Origin of the sequence: Marinomonas sp. MED121 (assembly GCF_000153025.1) — a bacterium.
Taxonomy (GTDB): Bacteria; Pseudomonadota; Gammaproteobacteria; order Pseudomonadales; family Marinomonadaceae; genus Marinomonas.
Map to the genome: position 1 here is coordinate 191,211 of NZ_CH672433.1, position 23,540 is coordinate 214,750.

Consider the following 23,540-nt stretch of genomic DNA (forward strand, 5'->3'; position numbering starts at 1 on the left):
TAGAACTAGCCTTTAGTCTTCTTTAAATGCAAATAAACCAATTGATAGGTAAGAGGAATACCTTTATCAGTTCTCAGTTTTTCATACTCAGTTAAGAATTTTCGCCACATGAGAGGAGTGACAACTTGTCGCTCTTCTGTTTCAACCAAAACACTCGCCCCCACTTTCTTGAGCGAATCTATGGCAGACTTAGGTGAATCAAACCACCTTGTCATAGGCTCACAAACACTCTTTTCTAAGATTAAACCCGCGCTTTGAATATCAAATATTAATTCTTCATAAGAAGGGTAATGATTTATATGAGTATGACCATCTACTTGACGCCAACAATGCGCAATCTCAGGCATAGAATCTTGAGCAAGAGTAGAGACAAGAAAATCACCGTCATGCTTCAAAACCCTTTTCACTTCACTGCCTATTGAAGCTAAATTTTCACACCACTGAATCGATAAGCTCGAAAATATCAAATCAAAAATAGATTGCTGAAAGGGTAAAAGTTCAGCATCACCGCAAACAGAAAAACTTTGTTGAGATTTTTCCCGAGCTTTTCTCAGCATGTTTTCAGATAGGTCTAAATTAATTAATTGAGCCGAAAGGGAGGTCAGAAACTGTGAGGCATTACCAGTACCACAGCCTAAATCTAGGCAAAGTTCTGACTTAATATCAGGAGTCATTCGAATTAAACGAGACAACACACTCGCTTGAAACTGTGAAAAACCATCATAAGTTGAAGCTGCGCGATTAAAAGATTTTGCAACTTCTTGCTTATAACAAGGAATAATAGCGTTATTGGGCATTCAAAAAGTTTTCTATATGAGGGTACAACTGATCTAAATCTTCTATAAAAGGCTGATGCGCACAGTTTTCAAAAACTTTATATTCAATCGGAACACAATTATTAATAATGGCTTTAGGCCAGTTAGAATCAACCAATACATCCTTTTCACCCAGCAGATGTAAACTCGGCATATCTAAAATTTCCAATTCTCTTCTTACATCTAAATTTTTTAATAAATGCAAACCAGCTTCTAAAGCAAGCGGCAAGCATGCATCAGGCTCCACCCAATGACTTAATTGCTTACGCACCTCTGTTGCGGCACGACTTCCTTTACTTTGCAAAGCAATAAAGCGCTTAAGACCAACCACAGGGTCATGTTTAATTAAGTCTTCGAAAGCTTCAAAATCACCCAAAGACATTCCCCATTGCCAACCCTCGCTTCGAACAAATGAAGGGTTAGAAGCAATGGTAATCAAGCCTTTAACACAACTTGCCCTATGAGCTGCCACATAACTTGCAATCATGCCCCCTAAAGACCAGCCAAGCCACCAAGCATCTTTGGGGGCTGCTAATATCAGCTGCTCAGTTAATGCATCAATATCATAGTTAGGCCCAGTCTTAGCCCCTTTAATCAGTTCAACGTCTGTTGATATGCCAGGCAAGTTTACCAAAACAACATAATATTGTTGGCTGAGCTTGTGAGCCAGCTCATAAAAACACTCTTTTGGCATCGCCCAACCAGGTAAAAGAAAAATAGCCTGATTAGCTGGATCACCAAAGCTTACCTGTTCTAATTTATAGCGCATATTCTGTTATTTCCTTGTTGCTAATGCCGTGGCCAAGCTATTAACCAAATATGAAATTTGCTCAAAATCATGCTGAGCAGAAAGTGTAATACGCAGTCGAGCACTGCCTTTTGGTACTGTAGGTGGCCGAATAGCCGTACACCAAATACCTTTTTGCTTTAATCTGTTACTTACATCTAAGGCCAATTGGCTATCACCAATTAATATAGGCTGAATAGCTGTTTCTGAATCACACAAAGTGATTGGCAGCTCACTTACCGCTCGCCTAAAAAAAGCAATATTAGCCCTAAGCTTTTGCCTTAAATGTAGACCTTCCTCACTCTTAATAATGGCTAAACTTGCCCTAGTAGCTCCCACTATCGCAGGGGACATTGCTGTTGTATAGATGTAAGGTCGCGAGAATTGAGTAAGATAGTCTGCGAAGTCATGAGAACAAGCAACAAAGGCGCCTGAAGTACCAAAAGCTTTGCCAAAAGTACCGATTAACAAAGGAACATCTTCGGCCGTTAAGCCTTCTAACTCCATCGAACCTTTACCCGTATCGCCACAACAGGCTAACCCATGGGCATCATCAACCATCAATAGCGCGGCATTCTCTTTACACAAGCTAGCAAGCCCAGCCAAAGGCGCCATATCCCCATCCATACTAAAAATACCATCAGTTGCAAGGATACTTGATTTGCTTTGATTTTGAGTAAAGCGGGTTAACACCTTCTCAGCAGAGTCCAGATCAGAATGAAGATAACGTCGCATTTTAGCACCCGCAAGCTGAGCACCATCAATCAGTGACGCATGATTGAGCTTATCTTGCACAACACCATTATCTTTTCCCGCAAATGCAGCAAGGACACCAAGGTTTGCCATATAACCCGTACTGAAAAGAATAACCCTTTCATAGCCTAACCACTGGGCTAATTCTTCTTCTAAGTTTTGGTGTTCACGGTTATGGCCATTTACAAGGTGGGACGCGCCACTGCCTACCCCATAAGTTTGAGCAGATTCATGCATGGCCTGTATCAATTTAGGGTGATTCGCCAATCCTAGATAATCATTTGAACAAAAGGCTATATAGTCCTTTTTATCAATTTCAATTCCAGGTACTTGGGCACCTTCCATGATCACAGTCTGCCGAAATAAAGAAGCTTGCTTTCGCTCTTCTAAAGCTGCAATCACCCACTCAGGACTTGTCGACATGATCGAATTCTACTTAGCAGCAGCATCATAAAAGACTTTTGATTCCTGATGCGCTTTTACATCAGCCATAATAGCCTCTGATTGTTCTTCATCAGAATGCTCTTCACGGGTTTCTGTATTTATCCCTAACTTGCTAAATAACTGCATATCTTTGTGAGCTTCAGGGTTTGGTGTGGTAAGCAACTTTTCACCGTAGAAGATTGAGTTAGCACCAGCCATAAAGCAAAGCGCCTGCATTTGCTCATTCATACCTTCACGCCCAGCAGATAAACGCACGTGGGATTTAGGCATCATGATACGTGCAATTGCAACGGTACGAATAAATTCAAAGCTATCTAAATCTTCTACATTCTCCATAGGTGTGCCTTCCACCTTAACCAACATATTGATCGGCACGCTTTCTGGGTGTGGCTTCATTTCTGATAGCTGACGCAAAAGGCTAATACGGTCGTTTTGCTCTTCACCCATTCCCATAATACCGCCACAACATAATTTAATACCCGAATCACGCACACGATCCAAAGTATCTAGGCGATCCTGATAAGAACGGGTTGTAATTATGCTGTTATAGAATTCTGCTGAGGTATCTAAGTTATGGTTGTAATAATCAAGACCGACTTCAGACAACATAGCCGCCTGCTTGTCATTCAAAGTTCCCAAAGTCACACAAGACTCAAGTCCTAGGGCTTTAACACCTTTAATCATTTCCAATACATAAGGAAAGTCTTTTTCAGAAGGATGCTTCCAAGCAGCCCCCATACAAAAACGGGTAGCCCCCTTATCCTTCGCTAAATTTGCTTCTTGCAAAACCTTCTCTACTTCCATTAACTTTTCTTTTTCAAGCTCGGTATTGTAATGACCACTTTGTGGACAGTACTTACAATCCTCTGGACACGCACCTGTTTTAATCGACAACAGGGTACTAACCTGAACTTCATTAGGTTTAAAGTTTTGTCTGTGCACAGTTTGCGCTTGAAATAAAAGATCCATAAATGGAAGATCAAACAAAGCTTGGACCTCAGCATGAGTCCAATTATGTTTCGCTTCGAAAAGGTTAGTGGCAGACATGGTTTCCCCATAGAATTAATTGCAAGGATAGCAATATTAATGAACTGGTCTTTTCTGTCAACCCAAAAAATATCACAGGTTTACTATCAAAATTTTTATTCACAATGTTATTTTTGTAAAATCAAACATAACACTTTGATCTGCAACAATTGCCTTAATGGTTTTAGCTTTAACAAAAGCCATTGCGAAAAATGCAAACTTCCTACCGAAACAATCATTCACCTATGCGGTCAATGTCAGCAAAAGCCTCCTCAATACAAACAATTAATCGCCCCATTAATTTATAAAGATTTAGCCAAAGCATTAATTACGAGCTTAAAATTTTCCAACCAACTCCATAGTTGCCACCCCTTATGCTTGATTCTTGCCCAAGAGCTCATAGAAAACTATGGAAACGATGACACAAGCAATTGGCCAGATGTCATCATTCCAGTACCAAGCCATATAGAGCGCATTCGCGAAAGAGGTTTTTGCCATATGAAAAAGTTAAGCAAATGCCTTAGCAATTATCTGCCCATTAACATACCCGTTCAATTTGACCTATTACTAAAAACCCAATACACCTCCCCTCAGCACGAGCTAACGAAAAAACAGCGCAGCAAACTAAAAGCCAACAGTTTTAGTTGCCCATCCACCGTCCCCAAGCACATCGCACTTTTTGATGATGTTGTGACAACAGGCGCCACCCTAGACGCCTGTATAACAAAGCTCCAAGAGGCCGGCGCTATCGAGATAGATGTCTGGAGCCTAACAAGAACCCCTCCTATTAAAACAACAATAGAGAAGCAAGCTTGATGATTCACTACCATTTTCGCTAAGATTGCCCCATATTCAATTATCAAGAAGAAATCAGATGTCCATAACACTCCCTCTGCACACACCTAGCAAACTCAGCCAATCTGAATTAGTTGAGCTAGATAAACAGCTGCTATGGCATCCATATACATCAATGAGTAACCCCATTGCACACTACCTCGTCAAAGGTGCCAAGGGGATGCAAATAGAACTAGCAAATGGTCAAAAGCTTATTGATGGCACAGCCTCTTGGTGGAGCGTCATTCATGGCTACAACCACCCGCACATCAGCCAAGCAATGAAGAATCAAATTGATGACTTTTCTCATGTCATGTTCGGTGGCTTAACACACCAACCCGCAATAGAACTGGGACAGAAACTGATTAAGTTGAGTCCAGCTGGACTTGAACGCGTCTTCTTTAGTGATTCAGGCTCAGTGTCTGTGGAAGTGGCACTTAAAATGGCAATTCAGTACTGGCATACCCAAGGCAAACCTAACAAACAAAAGTTTGCCACACCAAGAAGCGGCTATCATGGTGACACCTTTGCCGCCATGTCTGTGTGCGATCCAGTCAATGGCATGCATGGGCTATTCAATCAAGCATTAGCTTCTCAGTTCTTTGTGAGCCCCCCACCCGCAGGCATTAACAAAGCTATTGATCAGGCTTATTTAGCTGAAGTTCGAGAACTCTTTACCCAATCTAGTGGCGAAATCGCAGGCTTTATTTTGGAACCCGTTGTTCAAAATGCTGGCGGTATGCGTTTTTACAATCCAGCCTATCTAACTGAACTAAAAGCACTGTGTGATGAGTTTGATATCCTTTTTATCCTCGATGAGATAGCGACAGGTTTTGGTCGTACAGGCAAAATGTTTGCCTGCAACCATGCTAACGTTACGCCCGACATCATGTGCGTTGGTAAAGCCCTGACAGGTGGAAATTGCTCACTAGCGGCCACACTAACAAGTGATAAAGTTGCCCTTGGTATCAGCGATAACGACGGCGTATTTATGCATGGACCCACTTTTATGGGCAACCCACTTGCCTGCAGTGCGGCTAACGCTAGCCTTGAGCTCTTAATGAACTACGAGCTAGAAAGCATGATAGGGGAGATTCAAAGCAACCTTGAGACAGCCTTAGCACCATGTCGAAAACTTAACTCAGTAGTAGACGTTCGCTGCCTTGGCGCTATCGGTGTCGTAGAATTAAAAGAAGCGGTTGAGCAAAAAGTCATTCAACCCTTACTAGTAGAAGAAGGCGTATGGGTAAGACCTTTTGGCAAGCTAGTTTATCTTATGCCTCCTTTTATCGCTCAAAAAACAGACCTAGATAAGCTAGGCTTAGCAATCTTTAATGTGCTCACTAAACTCAGCAACTAACTTTCCTATACAAAAAGACCCGAACCAAGATTATTGATTCGGGTCTTTTTACCAATATGGTCTGATATAAAAAGTAAAGTTAGCCTTTAAAACGCTCTGCTAAATTCACTTGTTCGTACACTTCCTCTTCAATCGCTGTGATAGCAACCACTGAGTTTTCAGCACGACCTATACTCTTCTTATTAAGATCGGTCACTTCACCCATTTGCTGATTCAAGTTTTCAGCCACTTGCTCTTGCTGATGTGCTGCTACATTAATCTGCGAGGTCATATCAACAATCTTCATGATTGCATCCTCAATCGAGGTCATATTAAGGGCCACCTGTTCAATACGATCCACCCCCTGCTTCGCCACATCAGTACCCTGATCAATCGTGGTAAGCACAGCCTCTGTATTGCGCTTAAGCTCTTCTGTCATTTGATTGATATTTTGAGTCGCTTGCTGAGTTCGTGTTGCTAACGCACGCACCTCATCTGCCACTACCGCAAAACCACGACCAGCTTCACCTGCACGTGCCGCTTCAATTGCAGCATTTAAAGCAAGTAAGTTGGTTTGCTCGGCGATATCACTAATGGAATTAACCACTTCATTAATGGTGTCACTTTCTTTCGCCAATACATCAACTACTTTCTTGGCATCGTTAATTTCACTATAAACACGCCTGATTGTACTGCCGGTTTCTTCTGCTAATGCCTGACTACTTCTTGTTTCAGCACATACAGACTCAGTCGCCTCAGCCGCTGCATTAACACTTTGCGCAACCTCTTGAATACTAGCGAGCATTTGCGCACCACCAGCTGCGACAGCATCAAATTTACTATTTTGTAAGGCAAAACCTTTAAGGTTAACTGAAACACCATTTTTAACCGTACTGGCACGTACTGTGAGATTCTTTGAGCTTTCCATCAACCTATGACGGAAGGTACTTCTAGCCGCTTCCTGATGCAGCTGAGCAAAACTAATCGCGGCTTTTGCACCGACTTTTTTACAATACAAGTATTGTCCAATCACATTATGAGATTCTACTGGAATAGTGTGTAATGTCGCCTCCAGCCCAGACCTTTGCTGAAACACACCAACCAAGCCAAACAACCCAAAGATAGCCCCTAGCACTTGCGCCCAAATCACACCCGATCCTAAACTCACTAGGGTTAAAGCAAGTAAAGCAAAAGTGGCAGGAAGAAAACTACTTTGGAAGAAGGAAGCCAACCTAACTGAAGCAGGAATTAAAGACTTCCCTTGATTAACCCTATTATACAAAGCTTGTGCATGCACAGCCTCATCTGACGTCGCTTTGCGTCGAACAGATTCATAACCAATTACCTTGCCACCATCAATCAAGGGACTCACATGAGCACTTACCCAATAATGGTCACCATTTTCTGAGCGGTTTTTAACAATACCGAGCCAGCTATTACCTTGCTTTAAGTTTGTCCACATATCAGCAAAAACAGCAGGGGGCACATCTGGGTGTCGAATAAGATTATGAGGCTGACCTAGTAGGTCCTCCCTTGCATAGCCTGCTATTTCACAAAACTCATCATTTACGAAAGTAATTTTTCCCTTAATATCTGTACTAGAAACAAGCACATAATCAGCAGGGAAAGCCGTTTCTTTATTTGTTGCTGACATCTTACGCATAAGTTATCTCGATATTATTTTATTATGACCGCCCAGACTTAAAAGGGCGCTTTACTATTCACATTAAAATAATTCTAAACCATTAACTAAGCTAGATAAATCAATATCGCGTTACTAAAAAAAACGTATATTGCCAATCTATTTCCTTATTCATCGTCAAAGTCTTGATATGCATCGGGAGAAAGATCTTCAAAGCGGGTGAATTTACCCACAAATGACAAGCGACAGGTACCGATCGGACCGTTACGTTGCTTACCAATAATGATCTCAGCCACCCCTTTATAAGGCGTATCTTCGTTATAAACCTCATCTCGGTAAACAAAGGAAATAATATCCGCATCCTGCTCGATCGCTCCAGATTCACGCAAATCTGAGTTTACTGGTCGTTTGTTGGGCCGGTTCTCCAAACTACGGTTTAGCTGTGATAAAGCAATAACAGGGCATTCCATTTCTTTCGCAATGGCCTTCAAAGAACGGGAAATTTCCGAAATCTCGTTGGTTCGACCTTCACTATAACCCGGTATTTGCATCAACTGCAGGTAATCGATCATGATCAAAGCGACTTTGCCGTCACCATGCTCACGCGCTATTCGTCTCACCCTAGAACGCATCTCAGTTGGACTAATACCAGCTGTATCATCGATAAACAACTTCCTGTCTTTCAGCATTTTTACTGCAGACATTAGTTTATCCCAGTCTTCCTGCAGCAACTGACCAGAACGCATTCTAGTTTGATCAATTCGCCCTAACGAAGAAAGCATACGCATCATCAATTGCTCAGAGGGCATCTCCAAGCTAAATACGATAACCGGCATATCGGTAATCATGGCGGCATTTTCAACCAAGTTCATGGCAAAAGTCGTTTTACCCATAGAAGGACGACCTGCCACTATGACCAAATCGGATTTTTGCAATCCTGAAGTCATATCATCAAGGTCAGTAAAGCCGGTACTTAACCCTGTAATGGCACCTTCTTGATGGTATAACTCATCAATCTTATCGACCGTCGCACTCAATATGTCTGAGGCAATTCGCGGACCACCTTTCTTATCCCCACCTTCGGCAATTTGGAAGATTTTACGTTCGGCTTCATCAAGCACTTCTGCCGCAGTTAAACCTTCAGGGTGAAAGGCTCGGGTTGAAATTTCATTTGTTGTGGTTATCAGACGGCGCAAAACAGACCGCTCACGCACAATATCGGCATAACTTGCAATATTGGCAGAACTTGGCGTCGCCTCAGCCATCTCAATGAGGTAGGTCATACCACCCACATCTTCAAGCTCACCACGTTTATCAAGCTTTTCACCAATTGTTACCACATCAATTGGCTCAGACTCATCAGCTAACTTAGCAATAACGGCAAAAATTTGCTTATGCTCTGGCCGATAAAAATCATCCGCCATCACCAATTCAGACACTTTATCCCATGCATTTGGGTCAAGCATTAAGCCACCCACAACAGAACGCTCAGCCTCAACCGAATAAGGCGGCAACTTTATTGCACTCACATCTGAATTTTCCAAATCTACACCATCAAGTAATAATTAGCTTAATCACATAACAACTCACTCATAGTAAAAGCAAATTGCCATTCATATAAAAAACCCATAAAAAAGGGCAACTGACGAAACGCCAGCTGCCCTATTTTGCAGTCTGTTATTCAGAATCTCAACGATTACTGAGCAACAACTTCCAAAGTAACAGTTGCAACTACTTCAGAGTGTAGTTGAACGTTAACTTCAAAAGAACCAGTGTGGCGAATAGCGCCTTCTGGTAGACGTACTTCTGACTTAGATACTTCTGCAGCAGCAGAGATCACGTCAGCAATATCGCGAGTACCGATAGAACCGAATAGTTTACCTTCATCACCAGCGTTAGCTTCGATAGTGAAAGTTTTACCATTCAATTGTTCAGCACGTGCTTGTGCAGCAGCAGTACGCTCTGCAGCTTGAGCTTCAAGCTCAGCACGACGCTCTTCAAAAGTTGCAATGTTAGCTTTCGTTGCCATTACAGCTTTTTTGTTCGGAATCAAAAAGTTACGAGCATAGCCTGGTTTTACGACAACTTGGTCACCGATACCGCCTAGCTTAGTTACTTTGTCGAGTAGAATCACATTCATCTCGATCACCTCTAAATAATCATTAGCTTTAGTCAGAAGTGGGCGCTGCACCTGATATACGACCGCGAATATCAACAAAACTATCAACAATAACTAATACAATCAGTATATTGACGATATAAGGCGTTAATATAAACAATCCCACCAAGTAAAAAGCAATCAGCCCAACTTTCCCAATATTCTTTTTCGCAAACACACCATGAACAAGCGCTAGTCCTACAAGGACAAAAATCGGGATTACTATGTGTGCAAGGAATTGAAATGATTCACCTAAGCTTTCGCCCAAGAAAACCATCACTGCAAATGTTAACGTAACCGGTAAGGTCAACTTTAACTGCAAAAACTCTTTTGCCAAACCACCTGGGTTATACAACTTTGACTGCCAACTCCTCGCAAGGAAGACAGCTGCAATTGATATACACATTTGAGCCACTGACATGGAGACCACAAGCTCTTTATACAAGCGCTCATCATCCATTCCTGTCACTTCCATCTGGGAAAACAGCTCTTTCATCATCTCAAGAAGGATGTCGAGCACACCAGACATCAACAAAGGGAGCGTAAAAACGTTCACAACAGCAATAACAACGGCCGCTATAAACAATGCCCCCCAGGACACGGTAGTTCTTAACACATAACTAAATAAGGCAGCTTGAACCAATATTAAAATGGTTGTCGCATCACCTTGAAAGACCCACAGCAATAAGGCTGTTAGCCCTCCCCACGCAAATACAGATATGCCTTCTGCAACACCTTTTCTAAGTACCACCAACGCTTGAATCGCGCCAGCCAAAAAAACAAGTAAAGGAATGGCACTGAACGCTGCAACACCAATAATGGCGTTCATGCGGCGTGTCATTACCCATTGCGCTAATTTACTCATTTGATACTTAGATCCGCTTCTTAGTTGAAGTGGCTGTCAGTGTATGGCAATAGAGCGATATAACGAGCACGCTTGATAGCGGTCGCTAGCTGACGCTGGTAACGTGCCTTAGTGCCAGTAATACGGCTAGGTACAATTTTACCAGTTTCAGTTACATAACCTTTAAGTGTGTCTAGATCTTTGTAATCGATCTCAACGGTACCTTCTGCAGTGAAACGGCAGAACTTACGACGACGGAAAAAACGAGCCATGAGGATCTCCTAAATTAATTAATTACTCTGCAGATGTTTCTTCAGCAGGTGTTTCAGCAGCTTCTGTACGCTCTTGACGTTCTTCACGTGGAGCGCGACGGTCTTCACGACTTTCAGCAGCTTTAATTGGAGAAACTTCAGTTACCGCACCTTTACGACGGATCACCAAGTTACGGATGATGGCATCGTTGTAGCGGAAAGTGTCGTTTAATTCAGACATAACAGCTTCAGAAGCTTCAATGTTCATAAGAACATAGTGAGCTTTATGAATTTTGTTAATTGGGTAAGCTAATTGGCGGCGACCCCAATCTTCTAGACGGTGTACTTGACCACCATCTTCAGTGATTAGGTTAGTGTAACGCTCAACCATCGCTGGAACTTGTTCGCTTTGATCTGGATGAACCAGAAAGACGATTTCATAATGACGCATTGAAGCTCCTTATGGGTTCTTAGTCTCCGAAGCTCCCCCGTTAAAAGCTGTGAGACAAGGAGTGTATGATTTACGGGGTGGCGCATTATATAACATTGAAAACAAAAAACATAGCCGCAAAACGCGTTAAAACAAGCTTATTCATTAAGCAATAAAATACACACCATCATCAATAAAGCTAAGGAAGCTACGAATAAGTCCTCCCGCCTCAGCGTATGGATAAAAGCCACTAGATTTATGGAGAGAGTCGCAACTTAATAGTGACTCTATTGATCAGACTCTCAACTTATAGTTAAGGCTTTAAGGCCACACCCTTCGGGTCGTTGAAGAATACCTAAACGGCATTTCAGGAAAAAGTGTCATCCTGTGTTGTCCCTTCTTGAAAGGTACCTACAACGCCTTGTTTGTCACTTTTCCCATACACCTTAAAAGAGCAGACTAAGAAGAGTAACTTAATCACAGTTTCCCTAAATCGAGGGATTGCTTATTTTTTGACAAATTCAGCGTATATTATTCATCGCTTTTTTGAGAGTATTCTCTCACCAAATAAGTAACCTATTAAGTGATCTAAATAGATTGGAGAAAAGGACCTTTCATGAACTATCTTTCTAAACTTGCCTTAATCAGCCTAGTTTCATCATCTCCAATCATGGCGCAAACCATCCCGCCTTTGACATTAGGTGCAATTGCCACCACTAAATCCTCTGTCCATTTAGATACAGATGAAGAAACTGAGATATGGCCTCTTGTCGTCTATCAAGGTGAGCATGTGTATTTTCAGGGCATAGAATTAGGTTATCGCCTACTACCATTGCAATCATTTCAAAACATAAGTTTTGGTTTAAGTTTAGAAAATGAAAATTATGACCCTGACGATTCTGACGACACAAATGCCAACGCATTAGACGATAGGGACTTAACCTTAATGACAGTAGCAGCTTACCGCATTGGGCCTGTTACATTTAAAGCGGGTCAAGATGTGTTGGGCGAGCATGATGGTTTCTTTGGTGAAATCACTGCAAAATTAAGGCTCAAGGTCAATGACATTGGTGTTTCACCTGCTATCTCATATCGCTACCTTGATGAGAAGCTAAGCAATCATATTTATGGTGTAAGCCAAACTGAATCTGATAGAACGGGTGGAAGCATCGCTGCATACGATTCAGGGAGCACACAAAAGATCAGCTACTCACTGGCAATGAATTACCCTGTTACACCAACCGTGTTTATTAACTTTAAATACACCCATAGTCGCTACAATGACATTCTTGATAGCCCAATCGTCGAAGATGATAAAAGTAATGCGGTTAGTTTAGGTGCGTTTGCTCGTTTTTAACTGTTTTTTACAACCATTTAGTCGGCTCAATTTTTTCAGCTTATGTCTGTACAAAATAACAACCAAAAGGCCGTAATATACGGCCTAATTTCTGTTTTCTTTTGGTCAACTGTTGCAACGGCCTTTAGCATTTCTTTAAAACACTTAGAGCCAGCGCAACTTCTATTAATTGCGAGCATCACCTCTTTTCTTTTTTTACTGGCATTAGTCATCATTAAAAAGCAAGCAAACCAATTAATTCATGAGGCTAAAAAAAGCTACAAAAGCTCACTTTTCTTTGGCGCAATTAATCCGTTCATTTACTATCTAATCTTACTGGCCGCTTATGATTTACTGCCAGCACAAGAAGCTCAGGCGATTAATTACACCTGGGCAATCATGCTAAGCCTTCTTGCTGTGCCTATCATGAAACAAAGACTCACTCAAAAGGACATTTTAGCCGCGCTTTTCTGTTATTTTGGCGTGCTTTTTATTGCGACTCATGGCCATCCTTTTAGCTTAGAGTTTGGCAATCTAACTGGCGTTATAATGGCGCTTCTTAGTACCGTTATTTGGGCGCTCTATTGGCTATTTAATACCAAAGACAAGCGTCCAAGCTTAATAGGGCTCACCCTCAACTTCGCCTTTGCCATCCCTATGATTTTTATCTACTGTTGGCTAACTGATAATCTAACAAATTGGCCATTAACAGGCTTACTAAGTGCCTTTTATATTGGACTATTTGAAATGGGCATTACCTTTGTACTTTGGAATCAAGCATTGAAGTTGACAGATAAGGCGAGTCGAATCGCGAATTTCATCTTTCTTTCTCCGCTTCTATCTATTTTTTGGCTTTCGCAATTTGCTGGCGAAAGCATTCAAAGCTCAACACTAGTGGGTCTTGCCTGTATTTTAATCGGTTTAACTATTCAGAATTTGCGGCGTTCAAAATCATAAAACCGCTAAATTTTTCACTTATGTCCACTTAAATAAGTGGTTAGAAGCACGCTAGCAAAAATTAGTAGCATACCTGTTATTGCTAATAAATCTGGGATATACCCCCAGATTAACATCCCCCAAAGCCCACTAAACACCACACCTATATAACTCACTGGCGAAACGATACTCGCGGGAGCAAATCCATAGGCCAAAGTATAAAGGTACATAGCGAAATATAAGGTTAATCCCACTACTAATATATGAGGAACAAGGTGAACAGGCACTAATAGAGAAGCTTGACTATATACAGACAAAAACAAAGACAAAACAGCCGAAATGAGAAAGTAAATGGTCATGGTTTCTTTTGCCCTGACGTTTTTAGAGAGCATTCGTGTCGTCACCATAGAAAGCGCTAGGCCAATGGCAGATAAGAATCCAACCAGATGCCAAGGATCAAACTGACTTGGTGCCGGCTTTATTATCAGCGCAACGCCAAAAAATCCTAAAACCAAAGGTAGCCAGCGAGAGCTAGGCACTCTTATTTTATGCACAAGTAAAACCACTAAGGGAACACATAAGGGTGCACAGGCTCTTAGCATTGACGCTTCGACCAAAGGAATATGATTAATCGCTAGATAGAAAAAATAAAAACCCAAAAAACCTGATATGCTGCGCAAAAAGTGCGTTTTCCACACTTTCATATCATGTCGTCGCCAATGCCCCCTTTGTTGAGGTAACAATAAAGCAACGCAGAGTAGGCTTTGCCAAAATACCAATACCGACACAGCGACTTCCGCCTGCACTAGCTTTGCAACAAGGCTAGTCACCGACATAATAAAAGCATAGGCAAGCGTCGCCAAAACCCCTTTAACTAACAGCTTGTCTCTCAAAAGATACTCCGAATAAAAGCTAAAAATCAGATTACGAATACTAGTGGCTTAAATAGCGGCGTAATTCAGGTTTATTGTCGACCTTATTCAAAACACTCACCTCATCATGCAAGACAACGTTCCCCTTCTCTATTAACAGAAGCTTACCACCTACTAAAAGCGCTTCTTCCGGTAAGTGAGATACGATCAAACTGGTAAGTTCTAGTTGCTGAGTAAGATCTGCCACTAACATCAGCATCTGACTTCGCAAGCTAGGATCTAAAGCACTAAAGGGCTCATCAAGCAGTAGAATAGATTTCTTTTTTTCCTCTTGTGCGACAATAGCCCGAGCAACCGCTCTTGCAATAGCCACTCGCTGGGCTTGGCCACCTGATAAAGCTTCAGGAAGCTTAGACTTCATCCCCTCAAGCTGTGTACGTTCAAGCGCCCACATAGTCGCCTCTTTTTCTATAGGGCTTAGCTTTAAGTTGGTAGCTAACCCTATGCCAACATTTTGCCATACGCTTAATTGAGGAAATAGGTTATCACTTTGAAATAAGGTTGTAATTGGCCTTTGTTCGGGCGTTAAAAGAGTGAGGTCTTGCCCTTTATAGTCGATACCACTGCTTGCATCTAAAAATCCACCGATAAGGTGTAGCAAGGTACTTTTCCCTTCTCCACTTCGACCTAACAGGGTCGTTACACCATTAGATAAATTTGCTTGGTAATCTGCATTAAAGTCTTCACCATCTTGATTACGCCATTGATATTGCACATCTAGTTTAAGCATTTTGCCTCCCTCCTATCACACGAGTGCAAAGTGAAAATAAAGCAAAGCATAACAAGACCAAAATCACAGCGATACAAGCCCCCTGATCGATACGATATGAACCGATTAATTGAAAAAGATAAAGCGGTAAAGAAGTGAGTCCCTGTGAGCCAAATAACGCGATGACACTCATATCCCCTAAACTTAAAAGCAACGCATAAGCCGTCGCTTGAGCAACTGATTGCCGCACTATAGGCCACTCCAACTTAAACCTCGCAAGGCCCTTTAGCCCTAAACTTTGGTACAGTTTTCGGTAACGCTTTTCTTGCTGATAAAAGGTCGGCAGCACGACTCTTAGCACAAAAGGCAAAGCCATTACCGCATTTACCCATACCACAACCCAATAAGCATTATCAAACGCAGCAATTCCAAGGTGACGTAATAGTAAAAATAATCCCGTCGCCATTACTAAACTTGGCACAATTAAAATCATACCACCTAAATACTCAAGTTTACTCGGCAGCCAAGACCAACCAACTTTATCCATTGATGCCCTTGCCAATACAACAAAACCCAAAGCTAACCCCAAACTTAAAGCGGCACTTGGGAAAGCAATTTTGATAGACATCCAAACGGCGAACCATGTCGCTTCTTGCAAAAGGGTCGCAATAAATAAAGAAGTAAAAACGGGAGATAAAATTGCAATAAACGGAGGCAATAGAATCAGCAAAGCCAAGGCCAAAAAGCTCAAATCAAAACACTTAGCCTTAATACTATCTTTTACAGGAAAACTTTTTATTTGTTTCAGACTAAAATCTTGTTGGTAAGTACTCGCAAACTTATAAACCAAGACAGCAATTAAGGTGCAAACAAAGACCTGCAATAAAGATAAGACACTTGCCTTAGCTATATCAAATTCAAACTTAAGTGCTTGATAAATCGCGACCTCTAAAGTGCTAGATTTAGGCCCACCACCTAAACTTAAAACAACAGCAAAACTGGTAAAGCAAAGCATAAAAATAAGTAAAAAGGCACCGGGTAAGGCTTTACGTAAATAAGGCCACTCTACCCATCGAAATAAATTCCATCGAGTAAAACCAAGCTGATAGGATAAGCGCCATTGACCCGAAGGAATGAGATTATGTGCTTGAATAAGGATACGCACAGCCAAGGGCATATTAAAAAAAACATGAGCAAGCAAGATACCAAACAACCCATAAAGTGGAAGCTCGACACCGACTAAAGCAGTTATCCAACCGCTACGGCCATAAACAACGACTATCCCTAAAATAGCAACTATGGTGGGAACCACTAAAGAAATAGAGAAAAGTTGTAACAGAAAATCTCGCCCAATAAAGCGCCTATGCATAAGCGCACTTGTTACAGGAATAGCAATAACAAGACTTAATAGACTACTTAATAAAGCCTGCCAAAGGGAGAATTCAAGTAGTCGCCAGATATAGCGACTTGAAAGTGTCTGATGCCAATTTGAAAGATCTTGAAAAGCAAGCAAAGCAGAAAAACTCGCAATACCAAGAATACAGAAAACGCTAACAATTAAGATAGCTGGCAGCAGACTGCTATCAAGTCTACTGCCAAGAGAGACGAGTCTCATTGAGTCACAGAGTCTAACCACTCATTAATCCACTGCTTACGCTTAGCAGCAATTTGCTCAGCAGGCAAAGTTAACACCTTAGTGGGCTGCTCAAGACCCGTAAAAGCTTTTGGTAAACTATCGCCTAGCTCAATAACAGGAAACATCCAATTACCTGTCGCTACTTCACCTTGGAAGCCTTGAGTTAAGATAAACTGCATAAATTGATCTGCTAGCGCTTTATTCGGGGCATTTTTTAATTGAGCGGCGACTTCAACCTGAGGATAAAAGCCTTCAGATGCAGGTACTGCTTTATATTTAGATTCACCCTCAACCACCATATGATAGGCAGGTGATGTGGTGTAACTTAAAACAAGATCCGCCTCACCTTTTAGAAACATGCTATAGCCATCATACCACCCCTTGGTGACGGTTTTAGTATGGCTAGCTAATGTCTGCCAAGCCTTAGCAGCATCATCACCATAAACCGACTTCATCCAAAGCATTAAACCTAAACCAGGCGTGCTGGTTCTTGGATCTTGATAGATGACTGAAAGGTCTTGGTTTTCTACCACGTTTTTCAAGGATGTAGGCACTTCTTTCAAGGTTTCAGTATTATAAATAAAGGCGAAATACCCTTGATCAAAAGGCACAAAGTAATTATCACTCCAGCCACCTGGCGTTGTAACTTGATTGGTATTCACATTATGCTCTGCAAGCAAACCACTGGCTTTAGCAGCGTGCATTAAGTTCAAATCTAAGCCTAATAGAACGTCCGCTTTTGAAGCGCTTCCTTCAAGTTGAACACGAGATAAAATACCAACAGAAGAATCTAAGGTGACGTAATTTAGCGTACAAGCACACTCTTTTTCAAAATTTGCTTTGATTTTTGGACCCGGTCCCCAATCTGAGGCAAATGAATCATAGGTATAAATATTTAAGGTTTTGTTTTCTTCTGCCTGTAAAGCAGAAGAGAAAGACAGGCTGGCTAGTGTTGCTAGCGCTAGAGACGTAATTAAAGGTTTTCGCATTGTGTCGCTCCTAAAAACAAACCAGATAACTGGTTTTGTGAGCGGCGTGGCTTGAAGGCACTCTATTTTGCTTATCAGCAATTAAATAAGAGAATCTCAATCCCTACGCCAGCATAATCTGGATCAGGTTCATTGGGTTAGCTTTTGCCTCTCAGCCCTGCATCAAAAAATAGCAGCGCACCCCATGAGATAAAAAATCGAAGCGGATTGTAACGATATTTTGAACTTTTGGCCAGTTTAAGCCTCTTAGCAGAAACCTAAAAAATTCCATGTAAGGCAGAGTAAAAATAAAAGGAAACGAATTGCTACACTCAACCCCCTCACCCAAAACCCTCAAGACTTACCAAGCTTATTTGTTTGACCTGGATGGTACCTTGGTCAACTCAGAACCATTAAAAGGCAAAGCGCTAGCATTAACTTGCCAAGATTACGGCAGCAAAACAGATTACCACATCTATCAAGATGTCATGGGACAAGATTGGCCAACCGTGACACAGCACTTTTTTAAGGCGGCTAAAATAGCGCCTGATACTGCTGAGTTTAACCACTACTTCAGACAGCATTATCAAATTCTGTTAAAAGAGCAGCTAACTCTAACGCCGAATATCAAACCCTACCTTGAACATCTATCCAGACTAGATTGTAAGATAGCCCTAGTAAGTAGCGCAGCAAGTTGGATGATAGAGCAAGTACTCACTCAACAGAAGCTAGAAAACTTTTTTGACCTTATTATTAGCCAAGAGGATGTTAACCGTCATAAACCTCACCCCGAAGCTTATCTTGCGGCACTGAAAAAACTTAATATCAAGGCAAAAGGCGCCTTAGTATTTGAAGATTCTTTTGCGGGCCTGAGCTCAGCAAATGCAGCAGGTTGTGATGTTATGGGTATTAGGCATGAATTTAATATCAAGAATGATATGAGCATAGCTAAAACCTGTATTTCAGATTTTAATGAGTTATTAGATTAGATGACTTGAGGGGATTTCATTAGGAGAGATAGAGTCGCAACACGATCGCACACCTCTCTCCTTCCCTTTACAGGAAACTAGGTACAAAATTAGTTGTAACAAACGATATAAAATTGAAACAGATTGAAACTGGCTAAAATGACATAAGCCGTATCAAGAGCGAATCGAGTCTAACACTCTCTCAACCGCCCCTTGATTACTTAATGCATACTCGTAGGCAGCAGCACCCGTTTCTGCAACTAAAGCTTTATCTTTTGCAAAGGCAAGCAGTAAGTTCCCGACTAACTCAGCATTCTTACAGCGCAATCCACCGCCAGACAAAACCAAATTTTCAGTAATTTCTTGAAAATTAAAAGTGTGATTACCCACTAAAACAGGTTTAGACAACAGAGCTGGTTCGATGGGATTATGACCGCCTCGCTCAATTAAACTGCCACCTACAAAGGCGAGGTCAGATGCTTGGAAATAATTCATCATTTCCCCCATGCTATCACCTACTAACACGTCGAGCTTATGCCAGTCTTCCATAGGAGCTTCAGAGCGAAGACCAACATTTTCAAACTTAGCGCTGGCTTGCTGATAAACCTGTTCAAACCTTTGTGGATGCCTTGGCACAATAATAAGCACGGCGTTTGGATGTTGAGCCTTTAGTACAAGATGCTCATCCAATAATGGTATATCTTCACCTTCATGGGTGCTTGCTGCAATCCAAACAAATTCATTATTTACAAAATATTGTTGCCAGTTATCGTGAATGACTTGAGGGTTAACCTTTAAATCAAATTTAATATTACCAGTGACTAACACCTCTTTTGCACCTAATGCCTCAAATCGTTTTGCATCAGCATTATGATGAGCATAAATACAGTCTGGCAGAGACATCAATTCTTTAGAAAAGCGGGCAAACTTAGCGTATTTTTTAAATGACCTGTCACTTAATCTGGCATTAACAACATAAAGCGCCATACCTTTTTTTTTCACTTGTTTCAGCAAGTTAGGCCATAACTCTGTTTCAATAATTAAAAGCCTTGGGCAATCTATCCCTTTTAAAAATCGCTTAACAGAGCAACCCCAGTCCACAGGTATGTATCTATGAATAACGGCCTCACCAAAGCTAGCTGTAACTTGCTCTGCCCCTGTCGGCGTCATTGTGGTAATCAACACTTTTGCGCTTGGGTGCCTTTCGCGCCAAGACTTAACTAGAGGCCTAGCAGCAAGCACTTCGCCAACCGACGCACAGTGAATCCAAATATCTGCCTGTACAGGTGCTTGATTAAAGCCTAAAGCCTTTATTACCGAATAATCAGGATACCCACGACCTAATTTAAATAATTTCAGTAAGATAAAAGGGCTAATCAAGCCGATTAAAATACGATAAATCAGCATTGTTTACTCTTTTTCGTCATTAAACTGCTGACCATGAAGTTTGGCGTAAGCCCCTTCTTTAGCAAGTAATTCTTCGTGCGTACCTTGCTCAACAATTTGCCCTTGATCAATCACTGCAATAATATCGGCTTTTTCTATCGTTGAAAGACGGTGAGCAATTGCAATGGTCGTTCTATTTTTCATTAAGGAATTAAGCGCCTGCTGAATCGCTCGTTCAGATTCTGAATCTAGTGCCGAAGTGGCTTCATCCAAAATTAAGATAGAGGCATCTTTCAAAATAGCCCTAGCAATGGCAATGCGCTGCCTTTGGCCACCAGAAAAAAGCGTCCCATCTTCACCTACTTGAGTGTCTAAACCATGCTCTAACTTCTCGATAAACCCCCAAGCATTAGCGGCTTTTGCTGCAGCGATAATATCGTCATCTGAGGCATCAGCAAGATGGCCATAAGCAATATTTTCACGAACACTGCCATTAAAAAGCACTATCTTCTGATTTACTAAAGCCACATTACGACGCAAATTATCTAAGGTATACTCTTTAACATTAAGGCCATCGACCAAAAGTTCTCCTTCATTAATGTCATAAAATCTAGGCACCAAGTTTGCTACGGTAGATTTACCACCGCCTGAGCGCCCCACTAAGGCTAAGGTTTTACCTGCTGGTAGAACCAAATTAATGTTATTTAAAATAGTCTTCTCGGTATTAGAATATGCAAAACTAACCTGCTTGAATTCAAGCTCGCCCTTAAGCTCTCCAACCTGAGTTTTACCCGTATCTTTTTCGCTTTCTTCATCCAAGAACTCAAAAATACTTTGTGCCGCTGCTAAGCCTTTTTGCAAAATCGAATTAATTTCTGTTAATTGGCGAAGGGGCTTACTTAACATACCCGCCGCACCGATAAAGGCAACAAAATGGCCCGCGGTCATGTTTTCACTAATTTCAGGCGCTAATGCTAGCCAAATAATCATGGCTAATGCCACAGCAACAATAAATTGCACTATGGGAACATTTAACGATTTAGTAAATTCCATTTTAAGTTGAGATCGCTTGTTATGAAAAGCAGCCTGATAGAAACGCTCTTTTTCATACTCTTTACCACCAAATATTTTTACGACTTCCTGACCTTTAATCGCTTCTGAGGCAACATCCGTAATTCCCCCCATTGCATTTTGAATACGTTTACTGAGCTTACGGAAACGCTTAGAAGCATAACTGACTATAACGGCGATAAAAGGAATGATCAGAATAAAAAAGAGAGATAAGCGCCAATTGGTATAAAGCATAAAACCAAACAAACCAATAACTGTCAGGCCCTCTCTTAACAGCACCCTTACCGCTTGCGTAACAGAACCTATTACCTGCTCTGTATTAAAGGTCAGTTTTGATAAAATTCGGCCACTAGATTCCCCTTGAAAATAACTTGAGGGTAATTCACTCAATTTATTAAACATATCGACCCTAAGATCAAAAACGAGTTTGGTACCAACAATAGCCATAAAATAACTACCAAAGAAAGTACCAATTCCACGAATAACAAAGATCCCCAAAATAAATAGAGGGATAAATATTCTATCCTCTGTTAAATCAGCTCTAGCTTCTGTTGCCTCGGGGTTACCTAAAGTATCTACAATTAATTGCAACAGGTAAGCTAAAGTCGGCTCCATTGCTCCATATAACAGATACCCCAAAAAACTTAATACAAAATAGGGCCATGAGCTTTTTGTATAATTAAGCAAACGTAAATAGATGGTAACGTCTGATGCTGGTTTGCTGACTTGTGTTTCCAATTAAATTCTTCCGTTTTATATAGATTGCGAGAAAATACTTAAGCTAACCCTTGGGCAGACTAGAAACTACAGATTCGCTTTTTCAATAATTGAGGTGGTTGAATAACCATCGACAAAAGTCAATACTTTTACCTCCCCGCCTTGGTTAAGGACATGATCAGCACCCACTATGGTTTCAATACTATAATCACCACCTTTTACCAGAACATCTGGCGATAGGGCTTCAATAATCTCTTTTGGGGTATCTTCATCAAAGCTAGTTACCCAGTCAATCGCACCAACCCCCTCTAACACAGCCATCCTATGCTCTAAAGGATTAATGGGGCGTTTTTCACCTTTCAAACGCTTCACAGAGGCATCTGTATTCACCGCAACAATGAGCCTGTCGCCCAAAGCTTTAGCTTGTTTCATGTAGGTCACATGGCCTGGATGTAAAATATCAAAACACCCATTGGTGAAAACGATCTTTTCGCCATTCATTTGAGCAAGTTGAATTTGCTCCAATAATTCTGAGGGTGCAAGTACGCCAAAGTTTGTGGTACGGGTTCTGGCAAACATAATGGCATCAAGCTGCTTTGAGGTAATAGACGCTGTGCCTAGTTTACTAATAACATAAGCCGCTGCTTGGTTGGCATATTCAACAGCATCCGTTAAACGTTTACTTGTCACAAAGACTGCCGTTAAGACAGAGACAACCGTATCGCCAGCACCAGTCACATCAAAGACTTCTTTGGCAGCAGTCGCTAAAGAGAAAGCAGGTTGCCCTTCTTCAAATAACACCAGACCATCTTCTCCACGGGTAACCAATAAAGCTTTCCAGCCATATTTCTGTCTTAAAGCTTCGCCGCGCTCTAATACCTCATCATTTGACTCACAGGTGCCAACAATAATTTCAAACTCTAATAAGTTAGGCTTTACTAAGGTTGCACCTTGATAGATTGAAAAATCTTTGCCTTTAGGATCAACAAAAGAAGGCACATTAGCTTGATTAGCAATGCGAATAAGCTCTGGCACACCCGCTAAGGTACCTTTAGCATAATCTGAAAAAATAACCGCATCTTTATTTGTTATTTGCGCTTTCACCACGTCAGCTAAAGCTTGCTGCAACTCTTCAGCAGCAAAACTTTCTTCAAAATCCATACGAATCAACTGCTGGTGACGGCTCATTAAACGTAGCTTGGTAATCGTTGGCGCACTTGCTGTTCGGACAAAATGACAATTCACTCCCGCATTATTCAAGCAAGCCTCTAACGCATCTGCATTCTCATCATCTCCAACGATACCAATTAAAGTGACAGTCATACCCAATTGAGCAAGACCTAGCGCAACATTCGCAGCACCTCCTGGCCTATCTTCATTTTGCGATACCTTAACAACCTGTACAGGTGCCTCAGGAGAGATTCGAGAAGTGCCACCATGCCAGTATCTATCTAGCATGACATCACCAACAACTAGAATATGTTTATCTTGAAAATTTAAATATGAAGAGTCCATGACGTAATAATAATCGATTTTTTGGGACGCCCATCTTATCATA

General features: G+C 41.4%; 22 protein-coding genes and 1 riboswitch. Of the genes, 5 read left to right on the plus strand and 17 right to left on the minus strand.

The annotated features are described in order from the left end of the window. Positions 1-5 precede the first annotated feature (5 nt). The 4 genes from bioC to bioB are packed head-to-tail and all read right to left on the minus strand — an operon-like array spanning position 6 to position 3,846. Complete coding sequence (bioC, locus tag MED121_RS19340) at positions 6-797, minus strand: malonyl-ACP O-methyltransferase BioC (protein WP_009835460.1); 792 nt, start codon at positions 795-797, stop codon at positions 6-8. Next, on the minus strand, positions 787-1,584 hold the full coding sequence (locus MED121_RS19345) for an alpha/beta fold hydrolase (RefSeq protein WP_009835461.1): 798 nt from the start codon (positions 1,582-1,584) through the stop codon (positions 787-789). Before MED121_RS19345 ends, bioC begins: the two co-directional genes overlap by 11 nt. Before the next feature lie 6 nt (positions 1,585-1,590). Further along, a complete protein-coding gene (bioF, locus tag MED121_RS19350; RefSeq protein ID WP_009835462.1) occupies positions 1,591-2,778 on the minus strand; it encodes an 8-amino-7-oxononanoate synthase in 1,188 nt (395 codons plus the stop codon). Positions 2,779-2,787: 9 nt separating this feature from the next. Further along, positions 2,788-3,846 (minus strand): biotin synthase BioB, encoded by a 1,059-nt coding sequence (gene bioB / locus MED121_RS19355; protein WP_009835463.1) that lies wholly within the window; start codon positions 3,844-3,846, stop codon positions 2,788-2,790. A gap of 477 nt (positions 3,847-4,323) precedes the next feature. Between bioB and MED121_RS24355 the strand changes: the two genes are divergently transcribed. Then, the gene (locus MED121_RS24355) at positions 4,324-4,641 is read left to right on the plus strand and encodes a ComF family protein (protein ID WP_131471007.1); all 318 of its coding nucleotides are present in this window, start codon (positions 4,324-4,326) and stop codon (positions 4,639-4,641) included. Positions 4,642-4,699: 58 nt separating this feature from the next. Continuing rightward, positions 4,700-6,019, plus strand: coding sequence for an adenosylmethionine--8-amino-7-oxononanoate transaminase (bioA, locus tag MED121_RS19365; RefSeq protein WP_083789428.1), 1,320 nt, complete (start codon positions 4,700-4,702; stop codon positions 6,017-6,019). Between the two features lie 79 nt (positions 6,020-6,098). On the opposite strand, the gene MED121_RS19370 is transcribed toward bioA, so the two are convergent. The 6 genes from MED121_RS19370 to rpsF all read right to left on the minus strand — a co-directional run bounded on the left by MED121_RS19370 (position 6,099) and on the right by rpsF (position 11,344). Further along, positions 6,099-7,661 (minus strand): PAS domain-containing methyl-accepting chemotaxis protein, encoded by a 1,563-nt coding sequence (locus tag MED121_RS19370; protein ID WP_009835467.1) that lies wholly within the window; start codon positions 7,659-7,661, stop codon positions 6,099-6,101. A 146-nt stretch (positions 7,662-7,807) separates the two neighbouring features. Continuing rightward, on the minus strand, positions 7,808-9,184 hold the full coding sequence (gene dnaB / locus MED121_RS19375) for a replicative DNA helicase (RefSeq protein WP_009835468.1): 1,377 nt from the start codon (positions 9,182-9,184) through the stop codon (positions 7,808-7,810). A gap of 152 nt (positions 9,185-9,336) precedes the next feature. Continuing rightward, a complete protein-coding gene (rplI, locus tag MED121_RS19380; RefSeq protein WP_036181253.1) occupies positions 9,337-9,780 on the minus strand; it encodes a 50S ribosomal protein L9 in 444 nt (147 codons plus the stop codon). Positions 9,781-9,808: 28 nt separating this feature from the next. Then, positions 9,809-10,663 (minus strand): hypothetical protein, encoded by an 855-nt coding sequence (locus MED121_RS19385; RefSeq protein WP_009835470.1) that lies wholly within the window; start codon positions 10,661-10,663, stop codon positions 9,809-9,811. Positions 10,664-10,683: 20 nt separating this feature from the next. After that, entirely contained in the window at positions 10,684-10,914 is a 231-nt protein-coding gene (gene rpsR / locus MED121_RS19390; protein WP_009835471.1) for a 30S ribosomal protein S18, read from the minus strand. A gap of 22 nt (positions 10,915-10,936) precedes the next feature. Next, positions 10,937-11,344, minus strand: a complete 408-nt coding sequence (gene rpsF, locus MED121_RS19395) for a 30S ribosomal protein S6 (RefSeq protein ID WP_009835472.1) — start codon at positions 11,342-11,344, stop codon at positions 10,937-10,939. A gap of 595 nt (positions 11,345-11,939) precedes the next feature. Between rpsF and MED121_RS19400 the strand changes: the two genes are divergently transcribed. Both MED121_RS19400 and MED121_RS19405 read left to right on the plus strand, forming a co-directional pair. After that, positions 11,940-12,680 (plus strand): MipA/OmpV family protein, encoded by a 741-nt coding sequence (locus tag MED121_RS19400; protein ID WP_009835473.1) that lies wholly within the window; start codon positions 11,940-11,942, stop codon positions 12,678-12,680. Between the two features lie 42 nt (positions 12,681-12,722). Further along, the gene (locus MED121_RS19405) at positions 12,723-13,616 is read left to right on the plus strand and encodes a DMT family transporter (protein ID WP_009835474.1); all 894 of its coding nucleotides are present in this window, start codon (positions 12,723-12,725) and stop codon (positions 13,614-13,616) included. A gap of 14 nt (positions 13,617-13,630) precedes the next feature. Here MED121_RS19405 and MED121_RS19410 read toward each other — a convergent pair whose 3' ends face one another. Genes MED121_RS19410 through thiB form a run of 4 tightly spaced genes read right to left on the minus strand, consistent with a single transcriptional unit; the run spans position 13,631 to position 17,861 of the window. Further along, positions 13,631-14,488, minus strand: a complete 858-nt coding sequence (locus MED121_RS19410; RefSeq protein WP_009835475.1) for a DMT family transporter — start codon at positions 14,486-14,488, stop codon at positions 13,631-13,633. A 40-nt stretch (positions 14,489-14,528) separates the two neighbouring features. Next, the gene (locus tag MED121_RS19415) at positions 14,529-15,257 is read right to left on the minus strand and encodes an ATP-binding cassette domain-containing protein (protein WP_009835476.1); all 729 of its coding nucleotides are present in this window, start codon (positions 15,255-15,257) and stop codon (positions 14,529-14,531) included. After that, positions 15,250-16,851, minus strand: a complete 1,602-nt coding sequence (thiP, locus tag MED121_RS19420; protein WP_009835477.1) for a thiamine/thiamine pyrophosphate ABC transporter permease — start codon at positions 16,849-16,851, stop codon at positions 15,250-15,252. The genes MED121_RS19415 and thiP overlap by 8 nt, the downstream gene beginning before the upstream one ends. Then, on the minus strand, positions 16,848-17,861 hold the full coding sequence (gene thiB / locus MED121_RS19425) for a thiamine ABC transporter substrate binding subunit (RefSeq protein ID WP_009835478.1): 1,014 nt from the start codon (positions 17,859-17,861) through the stop codon (positions 16,848-16,850). The genes thiP and thiB overlap by 4 nt, the downstream gene beginning before the upstream one ends. Positions 17,862-17,943: 82 nt before the next feature. After that, positions 17,944-18,056, minus strand: a riboswitch (TPP riboswitch). 107 nt (positions 18,057-18,163) lie between these two features. Between thiB and MED121_RS19430 the strand changes: the two genes are divergently transcribed. Continuing rightward, positions 18,164-18,829: an HAD family phosphatase gene (locus MED121_RS19430; protein ID WP_036181255.1), complete on the plus strand. Its 666-nt coding sequence runs from the start codon at positions 18,164-18,166 to the stop codon at positions 18,827-18,829. 153 nt (positions 18,830-18,982) lie between these two features. On the opposite strand, the gene MED121_RS19435 is transcribed toward MED121_RS19430, so the two are convergent. From MED121_RS19435 to hldE, 3 genes are all read right to left on the minus strand, one after another. Further along, entirely contained in the window at positions 18,983-20,215 is a 1,233-nt protein-coding gene (locus MED121_RS19435; protein WP_009835480.1) for a 3-deoxy-D-manno-octulosonic acid transferase, read from the minus strand. 3 nt (positions 20,216-20,218) lie between these two features. Then, positions 20,219-22,003 carry a lipid A export permease/ATP-binding protein MsbA gene (gene msbA / locus MED121_RS19440; protein ID WP_036181257.1) on the minus strand — a complete coding sequence of 595 codons (1,785 nt, stop codon included), beginning with the start codon at positions 22,001-22,003 and terminating at the stop codon, positions 20,219-20,221. 66 nt (positions 22,004-22,069) lie between these two features. Further along, a complete protein-coding gene (hldE, locus tag MED121_RS19445; protein WP_009835482.1) occupies positions 22,070-23,497 on the minus strand; it encodes a bifunctional D-glycero-beta-D-manno-heptose-7-phosphate kinase/D-glycero-beta-D-manno-heptose 1-phosphate adenylyltransferase HldE in 1,428 nt (475 codons plus the stop codon). Between the last annotated feature and the right edge of the window lie 43 nt (positions 23,498-23,540).